The 20,466-nt window shown below is 65.7% G+C and carries 18 protein-coding genes; 3 read left to right on the top strand and 15 right to left on the bottom strand.

All coding sequences use genetic code 11. The annotated features are described in order from the left end of the window. Positions 1-6: 6 nt before the first annotated feature. The 6 genes from hisS to ndk all read right to left on the bottom strand — a co-directional run bounded on the left by hisS (position 7) and on the right by ndk (position 6,337). Positions 7-1,344: a histidine--tRNA ligase gene (gene hisS, locus NMB41_RS08000; protein ID WP_494381939.1), complete on the bottom strand. Its 1,338-nt coding sequence runs from the start codon at positions 1,342-1,344 to the stop codon at positions 7-9. A gap of 104 nt (positions 1,345-1,448) precedes the next feature. Further along, positions 1,449-2,753 carry a flavodoxin-dependent (E)-4-hydroxy-3-methylbut-2-enyl-diphosphate synthase gene (gene ispG / locus NMB41_RS07995; RefSeq protein WP_494381938.1) on the bottom strand — a complete coding sequence of 435 codons (1,305 nt, stop codon included), beginning with the start codon at positions 2,751-2,753 and terminating at the stop codon, positions 1,449-1,451. Between the two features lie 94 nt (positions 2,754-2,847). Further along, positions 2,848-3,846: a RodZ domain-containing protein gene (locus tag NMB41_RS07990; RefSeq protein WP_494381937.1), complete on the bottom strand. Its 999-nt coding sequence runs from the start codon at positions 3,844-3,846 to the stop codon at positions 2,848-2,850. A 7-nt stretch (positions 3,847-3,853) separates the two neighbouring features. Then, positions 3,854-4,669 (bottom strand): type IV pilus biogenesis/stability protein PilW, encoded by an 816-nt coding sequence (gene pilW, locus NMB41_RS07985; protein WP_494381936.1) that lies wholly within the window; start codon positions 4,667-4,669, stop codon positions 3,854-3,856. After that, positions 4,666-5,835, bottom strand: a complete 1,170-nt coding sequence (rlmN, locus tag NMB41_RS07980; protein ID WP_494381935.1) for a dual-specificity RNA methyltransferase RlmN — start codon at positions 5,833-5,835, stop codon at positions 4,666-4,668. The genes pilW and rlmN overlap by 4 nt, the downstream gene beginning before the upstream one ends. 88 nt (positions 5,836-5,923) lie before the next feature. Next, positions 5,924-6,337 carry a nucleoside-diphosphate kinase gene (ndk, locus tag NMB41_RS07975; protein ID WP_494381934.1) on the bottom strand — a complete coding sequence of 138 codons (414 nt, stop codon included), beginning with the start codon at positions 6,335-6,337 and terminating at the stop codon, positions 5,924-5,926. 256 nt (positions 6,338-6,593) lie between these two features. Here ndk and NMB41_RS07970 point away from each other — a divergent pair, with 256 nt between their 5' ends. Further along, a complete protein-coding gene (locus tag NMB41_RS07970; RefSeq protein ID WP_494381933.1) occupies positions 6,594-7,280 on the top strand; it encodes a Bax inhibitor-1/YccA family protein in 687 nt (228 codons plus the stop codon). Between the two features lie 74 nt (positions 7,281-7,354). Here NMB41_RS07970 and rlmD read toward each other — a convergent pair whose 3' ends face one another. The 7 genes from rlmD to NMB41_RS07935 form a co-directional block, all read right to left on the bottom strand. Next, a complete protein-coding gene (rlmD, locus tag NMB41_RS07965; RefSeq protein ID WP_494381932.1) occupies positions 7,355-8,701 on the bottom strand; it encodes a 23S rRNA (uracil(1939)-C(5))-methyltransferase RlmD in 1,347 nt (448 codons plus the stop codon). A gap of 158 nt (positions 8,702-8,859) precedes the next feature. Continuing rightward, positions 8,860-9,870, bottom strand: coding sequence for an RNA polymerase sigma factor RpoS (gene rpoS / locus NMB41_RS07960; RefSeq protein WP_494381931.1), 1,011 nt, complete (start codon positions 9,868-9,870; stop codon positions 8,860-8,862). Positions 9,871-9,879: 9 nt separating this feature from the next. Then, a complete protein-coding gene (locus tag NMB41_RS07955) occupies positions 9,880-10,818 on the bottom strand; it encodes a peptidoglycan DD-metalloendopeptidase family protein (RefSeq protein WP_494381930.1) in 939 nt (312 codons plus the stop codon). 34 nt (positions 10,819-10,852) lie between these two features. Further along, positions 10,853-11,743 carry a protein-L-isoaspartate(D-aspartate) O-methyltransferase gene (locus NMB41_RS07950; RefSeq protein WP_494381929.1) on the bottom strand — a complete coding sequence of 297 codons (891 nt, stop codon included), beginning with the start codon at positions 11,741-11,743 and terminating at the stop codon, positions 10,853-10,855. Continuing rightward, on the bottom strand, positions 11,740-12,477 hold the full coding sequence (gene surE, locus NMB41_RS07945; protein ID WP_494381928.1) for a 5'/3'-nucleotidase SurE: 738 nt from the start codon (positions 12,475-12,477) through the stop codon (positions 11,740-11,742). Before surE ends, NMB41_RS07950 begins: the two co-directional genes overlap by 4 nt. Positions 12,478-12,655: 178 nt before the next feature. Then, on the bottom strand, positions 12,656-15,307 hold the full coding sequence (locus NMB41_RS07940) for a tetratricopeptide repeat protein (protein ID WP_494381927.1): 2,652 nt from the start codon (positions 15,305-15,307) through the stop codon (positions 12,656-12,658). Positions 15,308-15,315: 8 nt separating this feature from the next. Then, a complete protein-coding gene (locus NMB41_RS07935) occupies positions 15,316-15,924 on the bottom strand; it encodes a toll/interleukin-1 receptor domain-containing protein (RefSeq protein WP_494382810.1) in 609 nt (202 codons plus the stop codon). 172 nt (positions 15,925-16,096) lie between these two features. On the opposite strand from NMB41_RS07935, the gene NMB41_RS07930 reads away from it, so the two are divergent. Next, a complete protein-coding gene (locus NMB41_RS07930) occupies positions 16,097-17,071 on the top strand; it encodes an NADPH:quinone oxidoreductase family protein (protein ID WP_494381926.1) in 975 nt (324 codons plus the stop codon). Between the two features lie 116 nt (positions 17,072-17,187). Here NMB41_RS07930 and yoaA read toward each other — a convergent pair whose 3' ends face one another. Continuing rightward, on the bottom strand, positions 17,188-19,218 hold the full coding sequence (gene yoaA / locus NMB41_RS07925; protein WP_494381925.1) for a DNA repair helicase YoaA: 2,031 nt from the start codon (positions 19,216-19,218) through the stop codon (positions 17,188-17,190). A gap of 27 nt (positions 19,219-19,245) precedes the next feature. After that, entirely contained in the window at positions 19,246-19,446 is a 201-nt protein-coding gene (locus tag NMB41_RS07920; protein ID WP_056333185.1) for a YdcH family protein, read from the bottom strand. A gap of 184 nt (positions 19,447-19,630) precedes the next feature. Here NMB41_RS07920 and NMB41_RS07915 point away from each other — a divergent pair, with 184 nt between their 5' ends. After that, positions 19,631-20,431: a PP2C family protein-serine/threonine phosphatase gene (locus tag NMB41_RS07915; RefSeq protein WP_494381924.1), complete on the top strand. Its 801-nt coding sequence runs from the start codon at positions 19,631-19,633 to the stop codon at positions 20,429-20,431. Positions 20,432-20,466: the final 35 nt, after the last annotated feature.

The following is a 20,466-nucleotide window of genomic DNA, read 5'->3' as shown; positions in this document are numbered from 1 at the left end:
CATGAATCAAGGGTGGTAGTGCACGTGCTCGTGGTCGTGGTCATGCCCGCCCACGATGGCGTCGACGATATGGTCGACCACGGCGTCAAATGCCACGCTGGCCTGCTGCTGCTCGCCCGCCTCGCCGCGCAGCGACTTCACGGCCGCCACCTTGTTGGCGATTTCGTCCTCGCCCATGATCACGGCGAAGGCCGCGCCGCTGCCGTCGGCCTTCTTCATCTGGCTCTTGAAACTGCCGGCACCGGCCAGCGTTGCGCAATGTAGCACAACATCGAGGCCGGCATCACGCAGGCGCTCGGCCAGGATGAAGGCTTGCACCTGCGCTTCTTCGCCCTGGTGCACCATGTAGACGTCGCACTGGCTCGGCTCGGCCGGTTCGCCCAGGCCTTTCATCAGCTCGATGATGCGCTCGATGCCCATCGCGAAACCGACGGCGGGCGTGGCCTTGCCGCCGAACTGCTCGATCAGCGGATCGTAGCGTCCGCCGGCGCAGATCGTGCCTTGCGAACCGAGTTCGGTGGTAACCCATTCGAACACGGTGCGGTTGTAATAGTCGAGGCCGCGCACCAGGCGCGGGTTCACCGTGTACTGGACGTTGTTACGGTCGAGCAGGCGTTTGACGCCGTTGAAGTGCGCCAGCGACTCTTCGCCGAGGTAGCTCAGCAGCTGCGGCGCGCCGTTCACCATTTCCTGCATGGCAGGATTCTTGGTGTCGAGGATGCGCAGCGGATTGGTGTGCAGGCGGCGCTGGGCTTCGGCGTCGAGCAGCGCCGCGTGCGATTCGAAATACGCGATCAGGTCGACGCGGTGGCGCAGGCGCTCTTCGGCGTTGCCGATCGAATTGAGTTCCAGGCGCACGTTCGAGAGGCCCAGGTCGTCCCACAGGCGGCGGCACAGCATGATCAGCTCGGCGTCGATGTCAGGACCGGCAAAGCCGACCGCTTCCGCGCCGAACTGGAAGAACTGGCGGTAACGGCCGCGCTGCGGACGCTCGTGGCGGAACATCGGGCCCTTGTACCAGAGGCGCTTCGGGCCTTCGTAGACCAGGTTATGTTCGAGCACGGCGCGCACGACGCCGGCCGTGCCTTCCGGACGCAGGGTCAGCTCGTCGCCGTTCATCGAATCGGTGAAGGAATACATTTCCTTCTCGACGATGTCGGTCACGGCGCCGATGGCGCGCTTGAACAGGCCCGTCTCTTCGAGGATCGGGGTCACGATCTTCTGGTAGCCGTAGCTTTTCAGGATCGTTTCGGCGGTGTTTTCGAACAGCTCCCACAGCGGCGCATCGGCCGGGAGGATGTCGTTCATGCCTTTGACGGCGACGATTTTTTCTGGTTTGGACATGTTTATATTCTTCGGTTCGCACGGTGGGCACGGTGCGCCCACCCTACGTTAAATTCGATTTCTACTCTGCTCCTGGCTGAGCGAGCTCTTCCTCAGCCCCAGGCTTAAGCCTGGGTCGCTGCGCCGGCGAGCGACATGTCGCTCGAAACCCCGGCTCGCCCATAATTTTTCTTCACGTAATCGAGCACGATCGTCTGGAACTCATCCACGATGCGCTCGCCGCGCAAGGTCGCGAACTTCTGGCCGTCGACGAACACCGGCGCGGCCGGCGATTCGCCCGTACCCGGCAAACTGATGCCGATATTCGCGTGCTTCGATTCGCCCGGCCCGTTGACGATGCAGCCCATCACGGCCACGTTCATGCCTTCCACGCCCGGATAGGACTTCTTCCATTCCGGCATCGAATCGCGCAGGAAAGTCTGGATGTTGTCGGCCAGTTCCTGGAACACGGTCGAGGTCGTGCGGCCGCAGCCCGGACAGGCAATCACCATCGGCGTGAACTTGCGCAGGCCCATGGTCTGCAGGATTTCCTGCGAAACAATCACTTCCTTGGTGCGGTCGCCGCCCGGCTCGGGCGTGAGCGAGACGCGGATGGTGTCGCCAATGCCTTCCTGCAGCAGCACGGACAAGGCCGCGGTCGAAGCGACGATGCCCTTGCTGCCCATGCCCGCTTCGGTCAGGCCCAGGTGCAGCGGGTAATCGCAGCGGCGCGCGAGTTCGCGGTAGACCGCGATCAGGTCCTGCACCGCCGAGACCTTGCACGACAAAATGATCTTGTCCTTGGCCAGGCCCAGCTCTTCGGCGCGCACGGCGTTTTCAATCGCCGACGTAATCAATGCTTCGTACATCACGGCCTGGGCGCTGAACGGGTTCGCGCGTGCGGCGTTCTCGTCCATGATGCGCGCCAGCAGGTTCTGGTCGAGGCTGCCCCAGTTGACGCCGATGCGCACCGGCTTGTCGTACTGGATCGCCACGTCGATCATCTGGGCGAACTGGGTGTCGCGCTTGGCGCCCTGCCCCACATTGCCCGGATTGATGCGGTATTTCGACAGCGCCCTGGCGCACTCCGGAAAATCGCGCAGCAGGATGTGGCCGTTGTAGTGGAAGTCGCCCACCAACGGCACGTCCACTTCCATGCGGTCGAGCTGTTCGCGGATCGCGGGCACCGCGGCGGCGGCTTCCGGCTTGTCGACGGTGAGGCGCACCATCTCGGAACCGGCACGCGCCAGCTCCTTGATCTGGATGGCGGTGCCGATCACGTCGGCGGTGTCGGTGTTGGTCATCGACTGCACCACGATTGGAGCATCGCCGCCGATCCAGACCTTGCGCTCGCCGTGCTGGACCAGCACGCGGCGGCTTGCGCGGCGTGCCATCGGGCCCGAAGGAATTGGCAGGTTCGTAAAAGTCATTCGTTGTTCGTCCGTCGTTGTTGCGGCCGCCTTCATAGCGCCCAGCGCCCCGGACCAGTGCCGGGGCTGTATTCATGTCACGCCGGTCGGCGTCTTACTTGAGCGTCACGCGCGAAATCGTCTTGCCCGGCACCGGCGGCAATGCGACGGCGGCGCCGCGCAGCGTGGCCGAGACGCCGGCCGGGTTGCCGACCACCAGGGTCGCCGACTCCGGCACTTCGATGGTTTCGGTGCTGCCGGCGCGTACCAGGCGCGAGATCAGCGCGCGGCCGCCCTTCGGCTTGACTTCGATCCACGAATCTTCGCGCACTTCCAGCACCAGGGTGTTCGCCCCGGCAGGTGCAGCCGCCGCGGGAACGGCCGCAGGCGGCGTCGTGACGGCCGCGCCCGCAGCCGGAACGGTGGCCGCCGCCGCGCCTGGCGTCGTGCTTGCCGCAGGCGGCGTCACGCCAGCCGGCGTGCCCGTCGTACCAGTTGCCGGCGCAGCAGCGCCATTGGCCGGCACCGGCACCGAAATCAGCGGCACGGCCGGATTATGCTCGGTGTCGAGGGCCGGCGTCGTGGATGTGGTCGTGGTGGTCTCGACCGGTGCGCTCAGCACCGCGTCGCCGGCGGAGGGGCCGCTGGTCGAACCAACGCTGCCGGGCATGGAGACCAGGCCGAAATGCCAGGCCGCGGCGCCAGCGGCAGCCACCACCACGACGCCGGCGATCCAGGCCAGCGGCAGGCTGGAACGCTTGCCATGGGTCGGATAGCGCGAATGCGAAAACGAAGTCGGGCGGTTGCCGCGCACGGCGGCGCCGGCTTCGGCCGGCACCGGATCGTCCACCGGGACCATCGCCACCAGCGGGGCCGGATCGAGCCGCAGGATCTTGGCGTAAGCGCGCACGAAGCCGCGCGTCACGGCCGGACTCGGCAGGGCCGCATAGTCGCCCGCTTCCATCGCCACCACCTGGCGCACGGCCAGCTTGAGCTGCTCGGCCGCCTGTTCGACAGTCCAGCCCATCGCTTCGCGCTGTGCCGCCAGGGCCGCGCCCGGGTGGCTGTGGTGTTGGTTCGAAGGGGCGCTTTGTTCCGTGCGCTCAGAAGTCATTGTCGTCTCACTCATCAAAAGCCCCGCGCTCGTACGCCAGGTATTCGGGCGACCCGGGGAAGCGCCGCCGCAACTGCGCCACCAGGCTGGCCTCCATCGAGCGTTCGCCCAGTTTACGCTGCACCCGCAAGGCGAGCCACAACGCATCGGCGGACAGGTTGTCGAGTTTCGACACTTCTGTCAGGCGGTTAATGAAAAAACCGGCGCGTTGATAGTCGCGCCGCTCGAAGTAAACCCGCGCCAGCCCGCTCGATACGGCCGGCAGCTCGGGGTTATAACGCAGTGCGTCAAGCAGGTAACGCTCGGCCGCATCGATATTCTTGGTCTTCAGGCTGCAGGTGCCGGCATTCACGAGCGCGCTCACCGGCGTCTGGTAGGACGGGTTCTTCAGCGCCGTCTCGAACTGGGGCATCGCCTCACGCGGACGGTTCGCCGTCTGGCACAGGAAGGAGCCGTAGTTGTTGGCCAGGTCGGGATTGCCCGGCGCCAGGCGCAGCGCCTGCTGGTAATTGTCGTCGGCCAGCGGCACCTGCCCCATCGCCGTATAGATCAGCGCGCGCATGCCGTAGGCGTCGGCATAGCTAGGGTCGGCGGCGATCGCCTTCTTGATTTCGTCGAGGGCGATGTCGTACTTGCCCTGCTGGTAGTAGCCGACCGCCAGCTGCAGGCGGATGATGGCGCGCTTTTCCGCCGCGGTCTGGTCGGACGCGGTTTTCAGCTCGGCGTTGCCGTTGCCAGGCGTGCCGCAGGCCGCGAGCAGGCACAGCGCGAACGCTGCCGCGGCGCGGCTGATGAAGGCACGGCCTGGCGTGGCTTGATTCAAGAAGGGATCTCCACGATGCGCCCGAAATCGGCGCCGAATTTCTTCTGGTACTCGGCCATCTTTTCCATGCGCTGGACGACCTTGGTACGGTCCTGCACTTCGCCGGCCAGCTGGCCGCAGGCGGCATCGATGTCGTCGCCGCGCGTCTTGCGCACGGTGGTGACGATGCCGGCATCCATCAGCACCTGGGCAAAGGCCTTGATGCGCGGATTTTTCGAACGGAACAGGCCCGACTCCGGGAAGGGATTGAACGGAATCAGGTTGAACTTGCAGTTCACGCCGACGACCGGGTCGTTGACCAGCTTGATCAGCTCGCGTGCATGCTCGTCGCTGTCGTTGAAGTCGTCCAGCATGCAGTATTCGAAGGTGATGAAGTCGCGCGGCGCAAATTCCAGATAGCGCTTGCAGGCGGCCATCAGCTCGCGCAGCGGGTACTTCTTGTTCAGCGGCACCAGGATGTCGCGCAGCGCATCGTTCGAGGCGTGCAGCGAGACGGCCAGCGCCACCGGCACGTCCTGGGCCAGCTTGTCGATGTTCGGCACTACCCCCGAGGTCGACAGGGTCACGCGGCGGCGCGACAGGCCGTAGGCGTTATCGTCGAGCATGAGCTTCAGGGCGGTGGCGGTCGGCTCGTAATTCAGCAGCGGCTCGCCCATGCCCATCATCACGACGTTGGTGATCTGGCGTTCGCCCTTCGGGCCGGGCTCGATGCCCTTGGTGCGGCGCAGCTCGAACTCGGCCATCCACAGCTGGCCGATGATTTCGGCCACTGTCAGGTTGCGGTTGAAGCCCTGCTTGCCGGTCGAGCAGAAGCGGCAGTTCACGGCGCAGCCGGCCTGGGTGGAAATGCACAGCGTGCCGCGGTTTTCTTCCGGGATGAACACGGTTTCGACCGCATTGCCGTTGCCCACGTCGATCAGCCACTTGCGCGTGCCGTCGGTGGACGTGTTATCGCTGATGATGCCCGGCGCCATGACGGTGGCGCGGGTCTTGAGTTTTTCGCGCAGCGACTTGGCCAGATCGGTCATGTCGTCGAAATTGCTGGCGCCAAACTGGTGGATCCAGCGCTGCAGCTGTTTTGCGCGGAACGGCTTCTCACCCAAGTCGGCGCAGTAAGCGACGAGTTGCGCGGGATCGAAGTCCAGCAGGTTGGTGAGAGTCGTCATGGTTGTCCTGTATTACTTTGAAAGTGATGCAAACCCCGCTCGCCAGGCCCAAAGCATCGGGCGAGCGGTTCTTACTGCAGAGTACTTATTACTTCACTTCTGGGAAGAAGTAAGCGATTTCAACTTGTGCAGCTTCGACAGCGTCCGAACCGTGGACGGCGTTAGCGTCGATCGAATCGGCGAAATCGGCGCGGATCGTGCCTTTTTCAGCTTTCTTCGGATCGGTCGCGCCCATCAGGTCGCGGTGCTTCAGGACGGCGTTTTCGCCTTCCAGGGCCTGGATCATGACAGGACCCGAGACCATGAAGTCAACCAGATCCTTGAAGAAGCCGCGCTCTTTGTGGGCAGCGTAGAAACCTTCAGCCTGCTCGCGCGACAGCTGGGTCATGCGGGCTGCGACGATCTTCAGGCCAGCCTGCTCGAAGCGGCTGTAGATTTGGCCGATGACGTTTTTTGCAACTGCGTCTGGTTTGATGATCGACAGGGTGCGTTCGATTGCCATGTAAAAACTCCAATAAAAAGAAAGGTTTAAATCGAGAAGAAGGGAACTCAATCAACCTTTGATTTTACCATACCTCTCCCCATATAACCGATATTGCGGCGGTGGCAGCCAAAGTGGTAGAGTGGCGGCGAAAAACCGCCTTGTCAACGCAGCGTTCCGCTTGCGCCCTGGCTTAGGGATCGCTTAAGGATGATCCCGCCGCGACGGCGCCATGCTATGCTTGAGTGGTATTACTATTTATCCAACCGGAGGCAACATGAATCCCATCCTGCAAAAGCAACCCGCTTACGACGTGGCCGTAGGCCAGGTCACGCGCAACAAAGTCCTGCGCAACACCTTCTGGCTGCTCGCGCTGTCGATGATCCCGACCGTGCTCGGCGCTTTTGTCGGCGTGACGATGGGCGTCCCGATGCCGTCCGGCTTCATGGGCTTCATCCTCTTCATGGCGATCGCCTTCGGCTTCATGTACGCGATCGAAAAGACCAAGGAGTCCGCGGTCGGCGTGGCCGTGCTGCTCGGCTTCACCTTCTTCATGGGCCTGATGCTCACCCCGCTGCTGCGCCATACCCTCGGATACAGCAACGGCGGCTCGCTGATCATGACCGCCTTCGGCGGCACCGCGGTCGTGTTCGCCGTGATGGCCAGCATCGCCACCACGACCAAGCGCGACTTCTCGGGCATGGGCAGCTGGCTGACGGCCGGCGCGGTCGTGATCCTGCTGGCGATTGTCGCCAACATCTTCCTGCAGATGTCGGTCCTGTCGATCGTGATCTCGGTGATGATGATTGCGGTCTTCTCGGCCTTCATCCTGTACGACGTGCAGCGTGTCGTGAACGGCGGCGAAACGAACTACATCACCGCCACCCTGGCGATCTACCTCGATGTGTTCAACGTCTTCACCGCCCTGCTGCGCCTGCTGGGCATCGTCGGCGGCGACGACTGACCGGTAGTTGCTCCAACGAAAAAGCCGACCCGCGGGTCGGCTTTTTTGCGTCTGGCGCTGTGTGATTCCCTGCCCTAAGCTTGCAACTCGAACACGCCGATCGACTCGACGTGCGAGGTATGCGGGAACATGTTCACCACGCCCGCCTTCTTCATGACGTACCCCGCGCGGTGCACCAGCACGCCGGCGTCGCGCGCCAACGTCGAGGGGCTGCACGAGACGTAGACGATACGCTTCGGCAGGTATTCCACTTTCCCGCTTTCGCGCAGCTCGGCCAGGGCCTCGGCCAGCGCAATGGCGCCGTCGCGCGGCGGGTCGATCAGCATGCGGTCGAAGCGGCCCAGCGCAACCAGGTCGGCGGCGGTGGCTTCGAACAGGTTGCGCGTGTAGAAGGTCGTCTTTTCCGACAAGCCGTTCGCTTGCGCGTTTTCCAGCGCGCGCGTGGTCAAGGTGCTGCTGCCTTCGATACCGACCACTTCGCGCGCCTGGGTGGCCAGCGGCAGCGTGAAGTTGCCCAGGCCGCAGAACAGGTCCGCCACGCGCTCGTTCGGCTGTACTTCCAGCAGGCTAAGCGCCTTGTGCACCAGCGCGCGGTTGATCTGGTGGTTCACCTGGGTGAAATCGGTCGGCTTGAATGGCATGCGCACGCCGAACTCGGGCAAGGTGTAGTACAGGTCTTTGCCGAGCGGGTAGAACGGCGTCACCGTCTCCGGCCCCTTGGTCTGCAGCCACCACTGGATGCCCCACTGGTCGGCAAAGGCTTTCAGCAGCTCCTCGTCCTTCCCTTTCAGGGGCGCCATGATGCGCAAGACCAGCACCGTGCTCTCTTCGCCGACGGCCACTTCGATCTGCGGCACCTGGTCGTAGATCGACAGCGCCTTGATCAGTTCGCGCAGCGGCATCAGCATCGCACCGAGGTGGGGCGGCAGGATGTGGCAGAAACGGATATCGGCGACCAGGGCCGAGGCGCGCTCGTGAAAGCCCACCAGCACGGTCCCCTTCTTGGCCACCCAGCGCACCGACAGGCGCGCGCGGAAACGGTAGCCCCAGGTCGGACCGACCATCGGGCGCATGATGTTTTCCGCCTTCACCTTCGACAAATGCCACAGGTTGTCTTCCAGCGTGCGGCCCTTGATCGCCACCTGCGCCGTCGGCTCGAGGTGCTGCATCGAGCAGCCGCCGCAATAGCCGAAATGCTCGCAGCGCGGCTCGACCCGCATCGACGTGGCGCGCTGCAGGGTGAGCATGCGCCCCGCTTCCCAGTTCTTCTTTTTCTTCTTGACCTCGTAGCTGACACGCTCGCCCGGCAGCGCGTCTTCGACGAAGACAACCTTGCCCTGGCTGCCGTCCTCGTTCTCGAGGTGGCCGACACCGCGCGCATCCGCGTCGAGGGATTTAATTTCGATGAAAGTTTCTTGCATGTGCATGGTGACGAGACGGAACGGAACGGCGTAGGGTGGGCACTCCGTGCCCACGCGAAAGCGTGCATGGTGATAGCAGATCAGACAGCGGGCCAGCGGCGAAAAGCCCGGCCGCAGCAGCAAAGAACCCGCCTGATCAGCTCACAAGACCGGCGGCATCATAACAAGGAATCGCGCACCACGCCACGGGCCGCCATCGCCCGCTTGAGCTTGACCAGCGCCTCCTGCTGGATCTGGCGCACGCGTTCGCGCGTCACGCCCATCTCCTCGGCCAGGGTCTCGAGCGTGGCCGGATCGTCGTTGTCCAGGCCAAAGCGGCGCATCACGACCAAGCGCTGCTTTTCCGGCAGGCGCGTGAGCCAGTCGCGCACCAGTTCGGTCATCTCGTGCTGCTCGGCGCGCGCATCCGGGCCGTCGTCGATCTCGCCCGGCAGCATGTCCATCAGGCTCGAGCCGGGGTCGTTGTCGAGCGGCGCATCGAGCGAGGCGGCGTGCTCGGACAGGGCCAGGATGTCCTGCACCTCTTCCGGCGGACGGCCGACCAGGCTGGCGATGTCCTCGACGCTGGCATCCTTGCCGTCGTGGTGCTGGGCTTCCAGGTGGTATTTGGCGCGCAGCACGCCATTGAGTTCGCGCACCATGTGCACCGGCAAGCGCACGGTGCGCGCCTGGTTCATGATGGCGCGCTCGATGCTCTGGCGAATCCACCAGGTGGCGTAAGTAGAAAAACGGAAGCCGCGCTCGGGTTCGAACTTGTCGATGGCGCGCATCAGGCCGATGTTGCCCTCCTCGATCAGGTCGAGCAGGACGACGCCGCGGTTGATGTAGTGCTTGGCGATCGAGACGACGAGCCGCAGATTGTGCTCGATCATCTTCTGGCGGGAGTCGAAGTCGCCCGCCTTGGCCAGGGTCGCGTAATGCGATTCCTGCTGGGCCGTCAGGAGCGGCCGGGTGCCGATCTGGTTCAGGTAATGCTGGGTGGTGTCGGTCGAGAGCTCGGCCGCAAGTACTTTCTTGAGTTCGTCGACGCTGTCGACCTCGGCGACGGCGCCGGGCAGCAGCGCTTCGCCCTCGGCACCGTCGCGCCCCGAGGTGGTATCGTAACCTGACGCGCCCTCGCCCTCCAGTTCGTCAGGCAGTTCGTCTTCCCTGGAGTGTGGCAGCGTCATTGGCCCTCTTTAACGGCTGGGCAGGAACCTCGACGGATCGACTGGTTTACCCTGCTGGCGAATTTCGAAATGCAGCTTCACCGTCTCGGCATCGGAGTCGCCCATCTCAGCGATCACCTGGCCCTTGGCCACGTTGTCGCCTTCCTTGACGACGATCGCGCGGTTGTGGGCATATGCCGACAGCAAGCTGTTGCTGTGTTTGACGATGACGAGGTTACCATAACCTCGGATTCCGCTACCAGCGTACATTACTTTGCCGGCGCCCGCCGCCATGACTTGCTGTCCCGCGCGCCCTGCGATGTCGATTCCCTTGTTCTTGCCCTCATCGAAAGTGGCGATGATGCGCCCGTCCGACGGCCACATCCAGCTCAATTTCTCGTCGTCAAGCGCGGTCACGGTCGTGCCCACGCGCGAGCCGTTCGCGGCCACGGCAGCGGCGGCGGCAGGCGTCGTGGCGGCCGCGGCGGCAACGGTTTCGGCGCGTTCGCCGGCCTTGTCGCTGCGCGGCGCCTCGGCCATGTCTTCGCCGACGGTTTTCTTGTCAGCGCGTGGCGTGGTCTTGCGCGGCACGGACGGACGGCTGTCCGGCGGCATCGGCACCGGCTGGGTCACGACGGCCGTGCCGGCAGCGCGCTCAGCAGGGGTCACGCGCAGCACCTGGCCCACCTTGATGTCGTCCGGGTCGGCCAGGTTGTTCCAGGTCACCAGGTCGCGGTAGCTCTGGCCGTGGTCGAAGGCAATGCGCAGCAGCGTGTCGCCGCGGCGCACGGTGTAGGTGCCTTTTGCGTCCTGGCGCGGCTCTTCCGTGCGTGCAGGGGCCGGACGTGCTTTGGCGGTCGAGGAACCAACGGGACGCTCGACGATCGGCGCCTGGCGGGAGGAGGTGGTGCAGCCGGCAACCAGGCCGAGCGTGAGCGTCAGGAGGACTAAACGGGGTGTTTGATTCATTCTCATCTAATATTTATTACGTACTTTGCAGCGCTCAAGCCGTGCCCGGGCGCAGCGGCACGAAATGGCAGGATTCCAGGGTTTCGCTGGTCCACTCCGACTTGCCGGTGCGGGTGATGCGCTGCAGATGTTGGACCTGGCCGCCGACGGGGGCCACCAGGCGCGCGCCGATGGCGAGCTGTTCAAGGAGGGCGCGCGGCACTTCCATCCCGGCCGCGGCGAGGATGATTCCGTCGAATGGCGCAACCTGTGCGAGCCCGAGCATACCATCTCCGTAATGCAAACGCAGGTTGGACAGGCGCAGGGAGCGCAGATTGGCCTTCGCCAGCTCGTGCAGGGGCTTGATGCGTTCGATCGAATACACGTCTTGCGCGACCTTCGCCAGCACGGCGGCCTGGTAGCCGCAGCCGGTGCCGATTTCGAGGACGCGGTTCATGGTTTTCCCCTCGGGCATGCCTTCGCGCATGGCTTCGATCATGCGCGCCACGATATAGGGCTGGGAAATCGTCTGGTGGTGGCCGATCGGCAGCGAGGCGTCGATATACGCCTGGCTCGACAGCGCCGGCTCAATGAAGAGGTGGCGCGGCACGGCTTCCAGGGCCGCCAGCACGAACCGGTCGCGCACGCCCTGCGCTGCAACGCGCGCCACCATGGCGCGCCGGATCGCTTCGGTGGCCATCAGCTCCGAACGCTGCGCGGTGGGCGCGCTCTGCGTGGCGGACGGCGCATAGCCGGGCAGCTTCGGGCCGGGCTGGGGCGCCCTGGGCGCCTGCGGGCCGCCGACTGCGCCTGCCGCGTTGCGGGTGGCGGTCTGGGGCGTGGCGACCGGCGCCGGCGCACCGGGTTTGCGCACGCCGGCGCCGGTGACCGACGACAGCGGCAAGGGGAAGGTGCTGCGCTCGGGCGCCTTGCTGCGGTCGTTCATGCGAGTCCCTGGGCCAGCAAGGCCAGCTGCGTTTTATGCGTCAGGTCCACCTGGAGCGGCGTAATCGAGACTTGCCCCTGCAGGGTGGCGTGGAAATCGGTGCCCTCGCCGGCGTCGCGGCAGGCGCCCGGCGCGCCGATCCAGAAAATCTCGCGCCCGCGCGGATCCTGCGAGCGGATCACGGGTTCGGCCTGGTGGCGGCGCCCGAGGCGGGTCGGGGTCAGGGGTCCGAGCGCCTCGTAAGGCAGGTTCGGAATGTTCACGTTCAGCAAATACGGCGCGGGCAGCATGTCGAAGCGGCGCTGGACGACGTCGCGCGCCACTTTGGCCGCGGCGTCGAGGTGCTCCCAGCCGTGATTGACCTGGGAAAACGCAATGGCTGGAATGCCGAACAGATAAGCTTCGGTGGCGGCGGCGACGGTGCCGGAATACAGGGTGTCGTCGCCCATGTTCTGGCCATTATTGATGCCGGACACCACGAGGTCGGGCAGCGCGTCGCCCATGCCCGTCAGGGCGATGTGGACGCAATCGGTGGGCGTGCCGTTAACAAAATAAAAACCGTTGGCGGCGCGGTTGACCGTCAGCGGACGGTCGAGCGATAGCGAGTTCGACGCGCCCGAGCGATTGCTGTCGGGCGCGACCACGATGATTTCGGCGATGCTCGCCAGGGCTTCCGCCAGGGCGTTGATACCTGGGGCGAGGTAGCCGTCGTCGTTACTGATAAGAATTCGCATCCGGGGATTTTACCTGAAGCAACGCTTTTAACGCGCATTCCGGGGACATAAATTCTGGGCCACGGGGCATGGCGCCCGCTGTTCCAATTCGGCCAAGCGTGGCGGCGTTGCAGTGAAGCGACGCCGCCAGGCCCGGAGTTATCAGGCAAGCACGCTTCGAAGCGGACCCGTCACGGCGCTAGCGCAGCGCCAGCGGACGCCCGCCGGCCGCCTCGATCAGCGCCCCCTCGAGCGAGGCGACCTCGTCTTCGGCAAAGGCCAGCAGCGCATCCTTGTCGCCGTCGTCCTGGTACACCTGCTTGATCAGCGCCACCCCGCGCCGGCGCAGCGGCTGGGCCACCGTCGGGCGCAGGATGAGTTCGCGCAGGCTGTCGGCCAGCTGGCGCGCTTCGCGTGCCCTGCCCCCTTCCAGCAGCTTGTGCAATTGCCCGAGCTTGTGCTCGATCGGCTCGTGCGGCGCCGGCTGGCCGGACCCGGGCCGCGCGCCCGCGTGCCGGCCCATGCCCTGCCCCGCCGCACCCGGCAAGCCACTGTGCGGCGCTTCGTCCGGCGCGGCCTCGCCCGGCCCGTCATAGGGCCCGGCCGACATCGCGCGCAGCTGCCTCAGGCGGTGGCCGCCCTCCTCCACGCTTTGCTCGAGGCGGCGCGCGTCGGCGCTGTTGCCCTGGCTCGACAGGGTCTGGGCCAGCATCTGCTTGCTGCGCAGGGTTTCCTGGTCGTCCATGCCGCGCAGGCGCTCGTGCAGGCTGACCACGTGCTGCTGCAGGCGGCGCGCTTCTTCGAGCTCGCCCTGCTGGCTCAGGGTGGAGGCCAGCCGCAGCAGCACGCCCAAAGTATCGGGATGCTCGGAGCCGAGGCGCCGCTCGCGCGCCGTGGCGAGCGACTGCTGCATGTCGCGCACCGCACCCAGGTCGCCCTGGGCGGCGAAGATCTCGGCCAGCGCCTCGCGCGCCTGCAAGGTGAGCGCCGCATCGAGCCCGGCCTGGCGCTCGCGCACCCGCACCACGCTTTCCTGGAGCTTGCGCGCGTTGCCCAGGTCGCCCATGTCGCGCAGCAGCGTGGCCAGCTGCTGGGTGCAGCGCAGGGTGTCTTCGTGTTCGGTGCCGAGCACGCGCTGGCGCCCCTCGAGCACGCGCTCGTAGAGCATGCGTGCGCGCGAATACTCGCCCTGCAGCGCCAGGGTGCGGGCCTGGCCGGCCACCGCGTCGAGGGTGGCGATGTGATCGGGCCCGTACAGGCGCTCGCAGGCCTCGAGCACCAGCTCGTGCAGGCCGAGCGCGGCGCCGAACTCGTCGAGCCTGGCCAGCGTGGCGGCCAGCCCGGAGCGCGCGGCCAGGGTTTCGGGATGGTCGGCGCCGGCCACGCCCAGGCTGTGCTCGAGCAGCACCTCGTACTGCTGGCGCGCCTCGCGCAGCCGGCCGCTGTCGCGCAGCAGGGCCGCCAGCGCGGCCCGGCTGGCGCGCGTATCGGGATGGTCGTCGCCCAGCAGGCGCTGGCGCAGCGCGGTGCTTTCGGCGAAGCAGTCGCAGGCCGCCGGGACCCGTCCCGCGTGCAGGTACAGCTCGCCCAGGCGCAGCAGCTCGCGCGCCAGCAGCACGGCATTTGGATCGAAGGCCGGCAGCGCGCTGCCCTGGTGCTCGCCCAGGGCCAGGCGCGCCCGCGCGGCCTCGACCGCGTCGAGCAGGTCGATTTCAAGGCGCGACTGCCACGGGAAGCGCCCCGCCGCGGCCCAGCCGAGCAAGGCCTCGATTGCGCGCGTCTGCGAGAGGCGGTCGCCGTCGCGCTCGGGCAAGGTGCCCAGGTGCCGGGCGGCGCCGGCCGCCAGTGCGCCGTGCAGCTGGACTTCGTCGAAATAGCTGTCGAGCGAGAGCTGGGCCAGGCCGTAGCTGTTGCGCAGCAGTTGTTCGAGCCGGGGCTGGTAGCCGGGCATGCCCTTGTTCGGGTCGCCCCGGCGCCACTGCAGGCGCCGTTCGGGATCGAAGCCGTCGACGCCGCAGGGCACCGGATACACCAGCAGCGGGCGCTGGGCTTCCTCGTGGCTGCAGCGGTAGTCGATGGCGCGCGTGACGACGCCGGCCAGGCCCTCGAGGCTGCGGCTGTTCGGTGTGAACAGGCCCACCAGGCGGTCGGGCAGCAGCGTGGTGCAGACGCTCACCGCCGCCGAGCGCCCGCCGCGGCAGTCGATCAGGACGTGGCGGAAGTGGCGCGTCAGGTGGGCCGCGAAGGCCCGGAACAGGGCCGGGCAGGCGGTGAACAGGCCGTCCCAGTCCATGCGGTCGGCGCGCTCGCCGAAGCTGTCGTCGAAGCAGCCGGCGCGCATCAAATAGAGCGTGCGGCTCTGGTCGACGCGTTCGACATAGGCTTCCCAGTCGATCGCTTCGAGCACCAGGCGGGCGCGCTCCTCGTGGTCGTCGCCGCCGGTGCGCCCGAGCGCCTTGAGCTGTTCGCGGCAGGCCTCGAAGTATTCGAGCAGGCCTGGACGGGCGGCCTCGGGACGGATGTCGTTGCGCGCCGCGTCGTGCCGGGCCGGCAGCGCACGCGCGCCGCCTGCGCCGCCGCTGCGTGCTGCGGCCCCGCGGCTGTCGTCGCCACGCGCATGCTCGTGGCCCGCATAGCGTTCGTCGCGGGTCGGAAACAGGTGGTGCAGGCCGGGCGCCTCGGTATCCCAGTCGATCATCAGCACCGGCGTGGTGGCATTCTGGCGCCCCGCCAGCAGGACGGCGCTGTCGGCCAGCGCGATGCTGCGCGCTGCGCCGCTTTCGAAACTATAGAAGGTGGTGACTTCGCCCGGGCCGCCAATCGGCGGCAGGGTCAAACGGTTGATTTCCATGGAGCTCCTCATTTTTTCGGGAAAGTGAGATCCGGGACCGCACGCCACTCCGGTGGGACATCGGGGAGCACGAATTGGTTGCAGTCATGCCCGGGCGGCATGTACTTTTTTTGGTACTGATAGTGGGTAGCGATCCGCTTCACCATCTTGCCGATATCGGGTAGGAATTCTGGGTTGGATTTCAGGTCGGCCGTCGCCATCGTGAAATGCGAAAAATCCACGTAAAAGGACGAGGACGCGATCTGCGGCGGCAGCCGGTCGGGATGCTGGGTCATGATCACCGGAATGATCAGGTGACTGGGCAGCGTGTACCACTGGCTGCGCTCGGATTCGATGCGGCGCATCGCCTCGTATTCGCGCCGCGTGTAGGCATGCGCTTCGTATTTGGGTGTGTAGATCAGGACCATGCACACGCTCTCGCACATCGCGCGCGCAATTTTCTGGTCGAGGTCGTCTCCGCCGCCGAGCTGCTCGGTATCGACGAAGAGTTCGTCCTCGGTGTCGAAATAGGGCTCGAGATAGCAGTGCAATGCCTCCGCCAGCGCGGTCTTGAAGCGCTGCATCAAGGCATGTTTTCCGTGGGCGTAACTGAAGAAGCAGCCGTACCGAATCGCCATTGCATTCCCCTCATCAATACGCCGCCGGCCCGCCTGCGCATCCATCACTCTAGCGCCGTGTTCCCTCCTCATTTTGCGGGCGCACAAACGGGTCCGTCTCGCGGGGCCATTGTCAGCATTCCCGTTCTGTGAGGCATAATTAGCCACCGAATAAAACCAACAGGAGATGAACATGAAAGCAATCGTCTGCAAGCAATGGGGTCCGCCGGACAGTCTGGAACTGCAGGACCTGCCCGACCTCGAACCGGGCCCGGGCCAGGTTGCCGTCGACGTGCGCGCGGCCGGGGTGAATTTCCCCGACGTGCTCACGGTCCAAGGCAAGTACCAGGTACGCCCACCGCTGCCCTTCACGCCCGGCAACGAGTTCGCCGGCGTGGTGCGCGCGCTCGGCGAAGGCGTGCAGGGCGTGAAAGTCGGCGACCGCGTGATCGGCTTCACCCAGACCGGGGCTTTTGCGCAGCAGGCGCTCGCACCAGCAGCGGCCCTGATGCCGATGCCGCCCGGGATGGATTTCGACACCGCCGCCGCCATCACCCTCACCTACGGCACCTCGCACCACGCGGTGGTCGACCGCGGCCAGTTAAAAGCCGGCGAAACGATGCTGGTGCTGGGCGCGGCCGGCGGCGTGGGACTGGCGGCGATCGAGATCGGCAAGGCGCTCGGCGCACGCGTGATCGCGGCGGCATCGAACGCGGAAAAGCTGGAAGTGTGCCGCGCGCATGGCGCGGACGTGCTGATCGACTACAGCAAGGAAGACCTGCGCGAGGCGATCAAGGCGGCCACCGGTGGTAAGGGCCCTGACGTGATCTACGATCCGGTCGGCGGCGCCTACAGCGAGCCTGCGCTGCGCTCGATCGCCTACCGCGGCCGCCACCTGGTGATCGGCTTTGCGGCGGGCGAAATCCCGAAGCTGCCGTGGAACCTGATGCTCCTGAAAAGCGCGTCGGTGGTCGGCGTGTTCTGGGGCGATTTCGCGCGCCGCGAACCGCAGGCGAATGTGGCGGCGATGCGCGAGATGCTGGGGTGGATGGCGGAGGGCAAACTGAAGCCGCTGGTGTCGAAGCGCTATGCGCTGGCGGAGACCGCGCAGGCCTTGAATGACATGGCCGAGCGCAAGGTGACGGGCAAGGTTGTCATCGTTCCGTAAAACGAAGGGATGTAGGGTGGGCGGCTTTGCCGCCCACGCGTTCAAATCACGCCTCCCGGCCCGCTCCGTGGTTAGCGAACGTGCGTTGAACGCGTGGGCGGCAAAGCCGCTACGGTCTATTCCGCTGGAGGCTTAAAAAACGCCAGTACTTCTTCCTGCAACCTGGTCCGCTTGAACGGCGGCAAACTCTGCCAGATCCGGCGCCCATACGGCTTGCTGATCAAGCGCGGATCGCAAATCATCAGCACGCCCCGGTCATCGACGTCGCGGATCAAACGTCCCGCGCCCTGCTTCAGGGTGATGATCGCTTCCGGCAGCTGGTGGTGCATGAAGCCGTTCATCCCCTGCTTTTCCATCACCTCGATGCGCGCCGCCAGCACCGGGTCGTCCGGCGGGGCGAAGGGCAGCTTGTCGATGATGACGAGCGATAAAGCCTCGCCGCGCACGTCGACGCCTTCCCAGAAACTCTGGCTGCCCACCAGCACGGCGTTGCCGGCATTCCTGAACGAGTCGAGCAGCTCGGTGCGTCCGCGCTCGCCCTGCACGAACAGCGGGTAGTCGAGCCCGCGGTCGGCGAACTCGGTGCGCAGGCGTTCGGCCACGCGGTTCACGGCGCGAATCGTCGTGCACAGGAAGAAGGTGCGCCCGCCGGCCGCTTCGATGACCGGCAGCGCGGCGTCGACCACAGCGTCGGTATAGCCCATCGAATTCGGTTCCGGCATCCCGGTCGGCACGTAGAGCACGCCCTGCTCGGCGTAATTGAAGGGGCTCGGCCAGGTCAGGGCCGGTTCGCCCGTGAGGCCCATCTGGTCGGCGAAATGTTTGAAGTCGTTCTTCACCGCCAGCGTGGCCGACGTGAAGATCCAGGTGCGCGGCGTGCCTTCGCGTTGGTTCGAGAAGATCGGCGCGATCGACAGCGGCGTCTTGTGCAGCTGGAGCGAAGAGTTAAACGCCTCGACCCAGAGCACGGCCTGGTCGCCTTCGACGACCTTGCCCTTGGCGTCAGCCTTCCAGGCGTCGTAGGCCGCTTTCAGTTCGACCGCGCGCACGCGGCAGGCTTCCAGGGTTTCGGCGCGCTGGGCCTGTTCTTCCAGCACGTCGATCAGGCCATCGAGTTCGTCTTTCAGGGTCTGCACGGCCGGGAAAAAGGCGGACGTCGGCGGTACCTGCGGCAGCGACATGCGCGTGCCGCCTTCCGGGAAGGTCAGGCGCAGGTCGCGCGCGGCCTTTTCGACGACCGTCACGGTCTTGGCCCAGTCGGGACCACGCGCATGGGCCAGGCCCTCGGCCAGCACGTCGCGGCACAGTTCCAGCACTTGCGAAGTCGAGACCGAGGTGCCGAAGAAGAGCGTCGCGGTATCAGGCAGCTGGTGCGCCTCGTCGAAGATGATGGTGTTCGCGGACGGCAGCAATTCGGCCACGCCCGTGTCTTTCAGGGCGACGTCGGCGAAGAACAGGTGGTGGTTGACCACGACCACGTCGGCCTGCTGCGCTTCCCGCCGCGCCTTCATCACGAAGCAATCCTGGTAGTACTGGCACTCGGCGCCCATGCAGCTGTCGCGCGTGGAGGTGACAAGATTCCAGACCGAGGCCGTTTCCGGCACCTTGGCCAGTTCCGCCTTGTCGCCGGAAGTGGTCATCTTGATGAAGCGCGAGATTTCGCGCAGGTGGCCGACGTCGTCGCGCGAAGTCAGGCGACCGTTCTGCAGCGTGCGTTCGAGGTGATAATGGCAGACGTAATTCGAGCGGCCTTTCAGCAAGGCCACCGAGACCGGGGCCTTCAGGGCCTTGCGGATGGTCGGGATATCGCGCAGGAACAGCTGGTCCTGCAAGTTCTTGGTGCCGGTCGAGACGATGGTCTTGCCACCCCAGAGCAGCGCCGGCACGAGATAGGCGAAGGTCTTGCCGGTGCCGGTGCCGGCCTCGGCCATGAGGACTTTCTGGCCGTCGATGGCGGTGGCGATGGCTTTCGCCATCTCGGTCTGGGCCACGCGCGGCTTGAAGGTGCCGACGGCGGGCGCGAGCGGGCCGCCGAACCCGAACAGGCGCTCGAGCTCGGCATCGTACTTGCCGGGCGGCGCCAGGGGAGTGTCGTCGGCAGGCAGGTCGGCGCCGGCGGCGCCGGGCACGGGAAGGTGATCGGTCAAAATGGGTGCTTTAGAGTGCGAAGGCAATCAGGCCGGCACGTCCGGCACGAGTTGCATTTTCAGCAGGGTGATATGGTCTTTGAGCTGCAGTTTACGCTTTTTCAGGCGGCGCAGCTGGAGCTGGTCGGCATGGCCGTCCGCGGTCAGCATGGCAATGACTGCGTCCAGGTCGCGGTGTTCGACGTCGAGTTCAATAATGCGGCGCTGGATGTCTTGGACATCGGTCATGATGGCGGTTCCAAACGAGTTTTTCAACAACGAAGGTGGGGCGGAGGCGGAACAGCGGGAGCCGGCTGGTCCGGGATGGAGCTTACGGCTTGCAACACGGGCGCTTCTCGGTGCATAGTTTAATCTACCATGAGGTTGCCGCCAACAAAGAATGGCCTCTGAGCCACGGAAAGCATCAAAGTTTATGAATCTCTTCAAGATCGAAGCGGGAACCGCGCAACACATCGGCAACCGTCCGCGCCAGAACGACCGGGTCGCTGTGCTCACCGGCGCCCGTGCGCCGGGTCATGTGCTGGCGATCTTGTCCGATGGCCTGAATGGGCCGGCCGGCGCCGAACAGGTGCTGCACACGGCCAAGCAGGTCTTCGACAGCTTCAAGCCGGGCGACACGCCCAACCCCGAGCGCCTGGCCGAGCTGCTGCGCGAGATCGTGCAGGAGACCCACCTGGTCATCAAGATGAACGCCGTCACCACCGGCGAGGAAGCCCACGCCAGTTTCGTCGGCCTGCTGCTCTCCCCGCATGGCGAGGCGGTCTGGGCGCACGTGGGCGATTCGCGCCTGTACCGCTTTGAAAATGGCGAGCCGGTGCTGCGCACCAACGACGAAGCGTATATCGAGCACCTGGTCGGCACCGACAAGTTGGCGCTGGAGGCGGCGCGCAATCACCGGCGCTCGAAATTCCTGCTCAACGTGCTGGGCAACAGCCGCAAGGAGCCCTTCGTGACGGTCGGCTGGCAGATGGGCATGGCGCCGGGCGACCAGTTCCTGCTCTGCTCGGACGGCTTGTGGCATTTCTTCACCGATGCGGAGCTGGGGGCGGCGCTGGCGCGTTCGACGCCAAGGCAGGCGTCCGAGATGCTGATCAACAAGGCGTCGGAACGGTCCCAGGGCAAAGGGGGGAATTGTTCGATGGCGATCGTGAAGCTGGTGAAGGCCCTGCCGGAAGGCACGAGCGTGTTCGGGGCGGCGCCGGGCCGGCCGTAAAGCCCGCATTGCGGCGCTTGGCCGCAATGCCCCCT

The sequence above is a fragment of the Massilia sp. FBCC-B171 genome, assembly GCF_059134155.1.
Note: the sequence above shows the minus strand (reverse complement) of the source record. Positions and strands in the feature narration are given on the sequence as shown.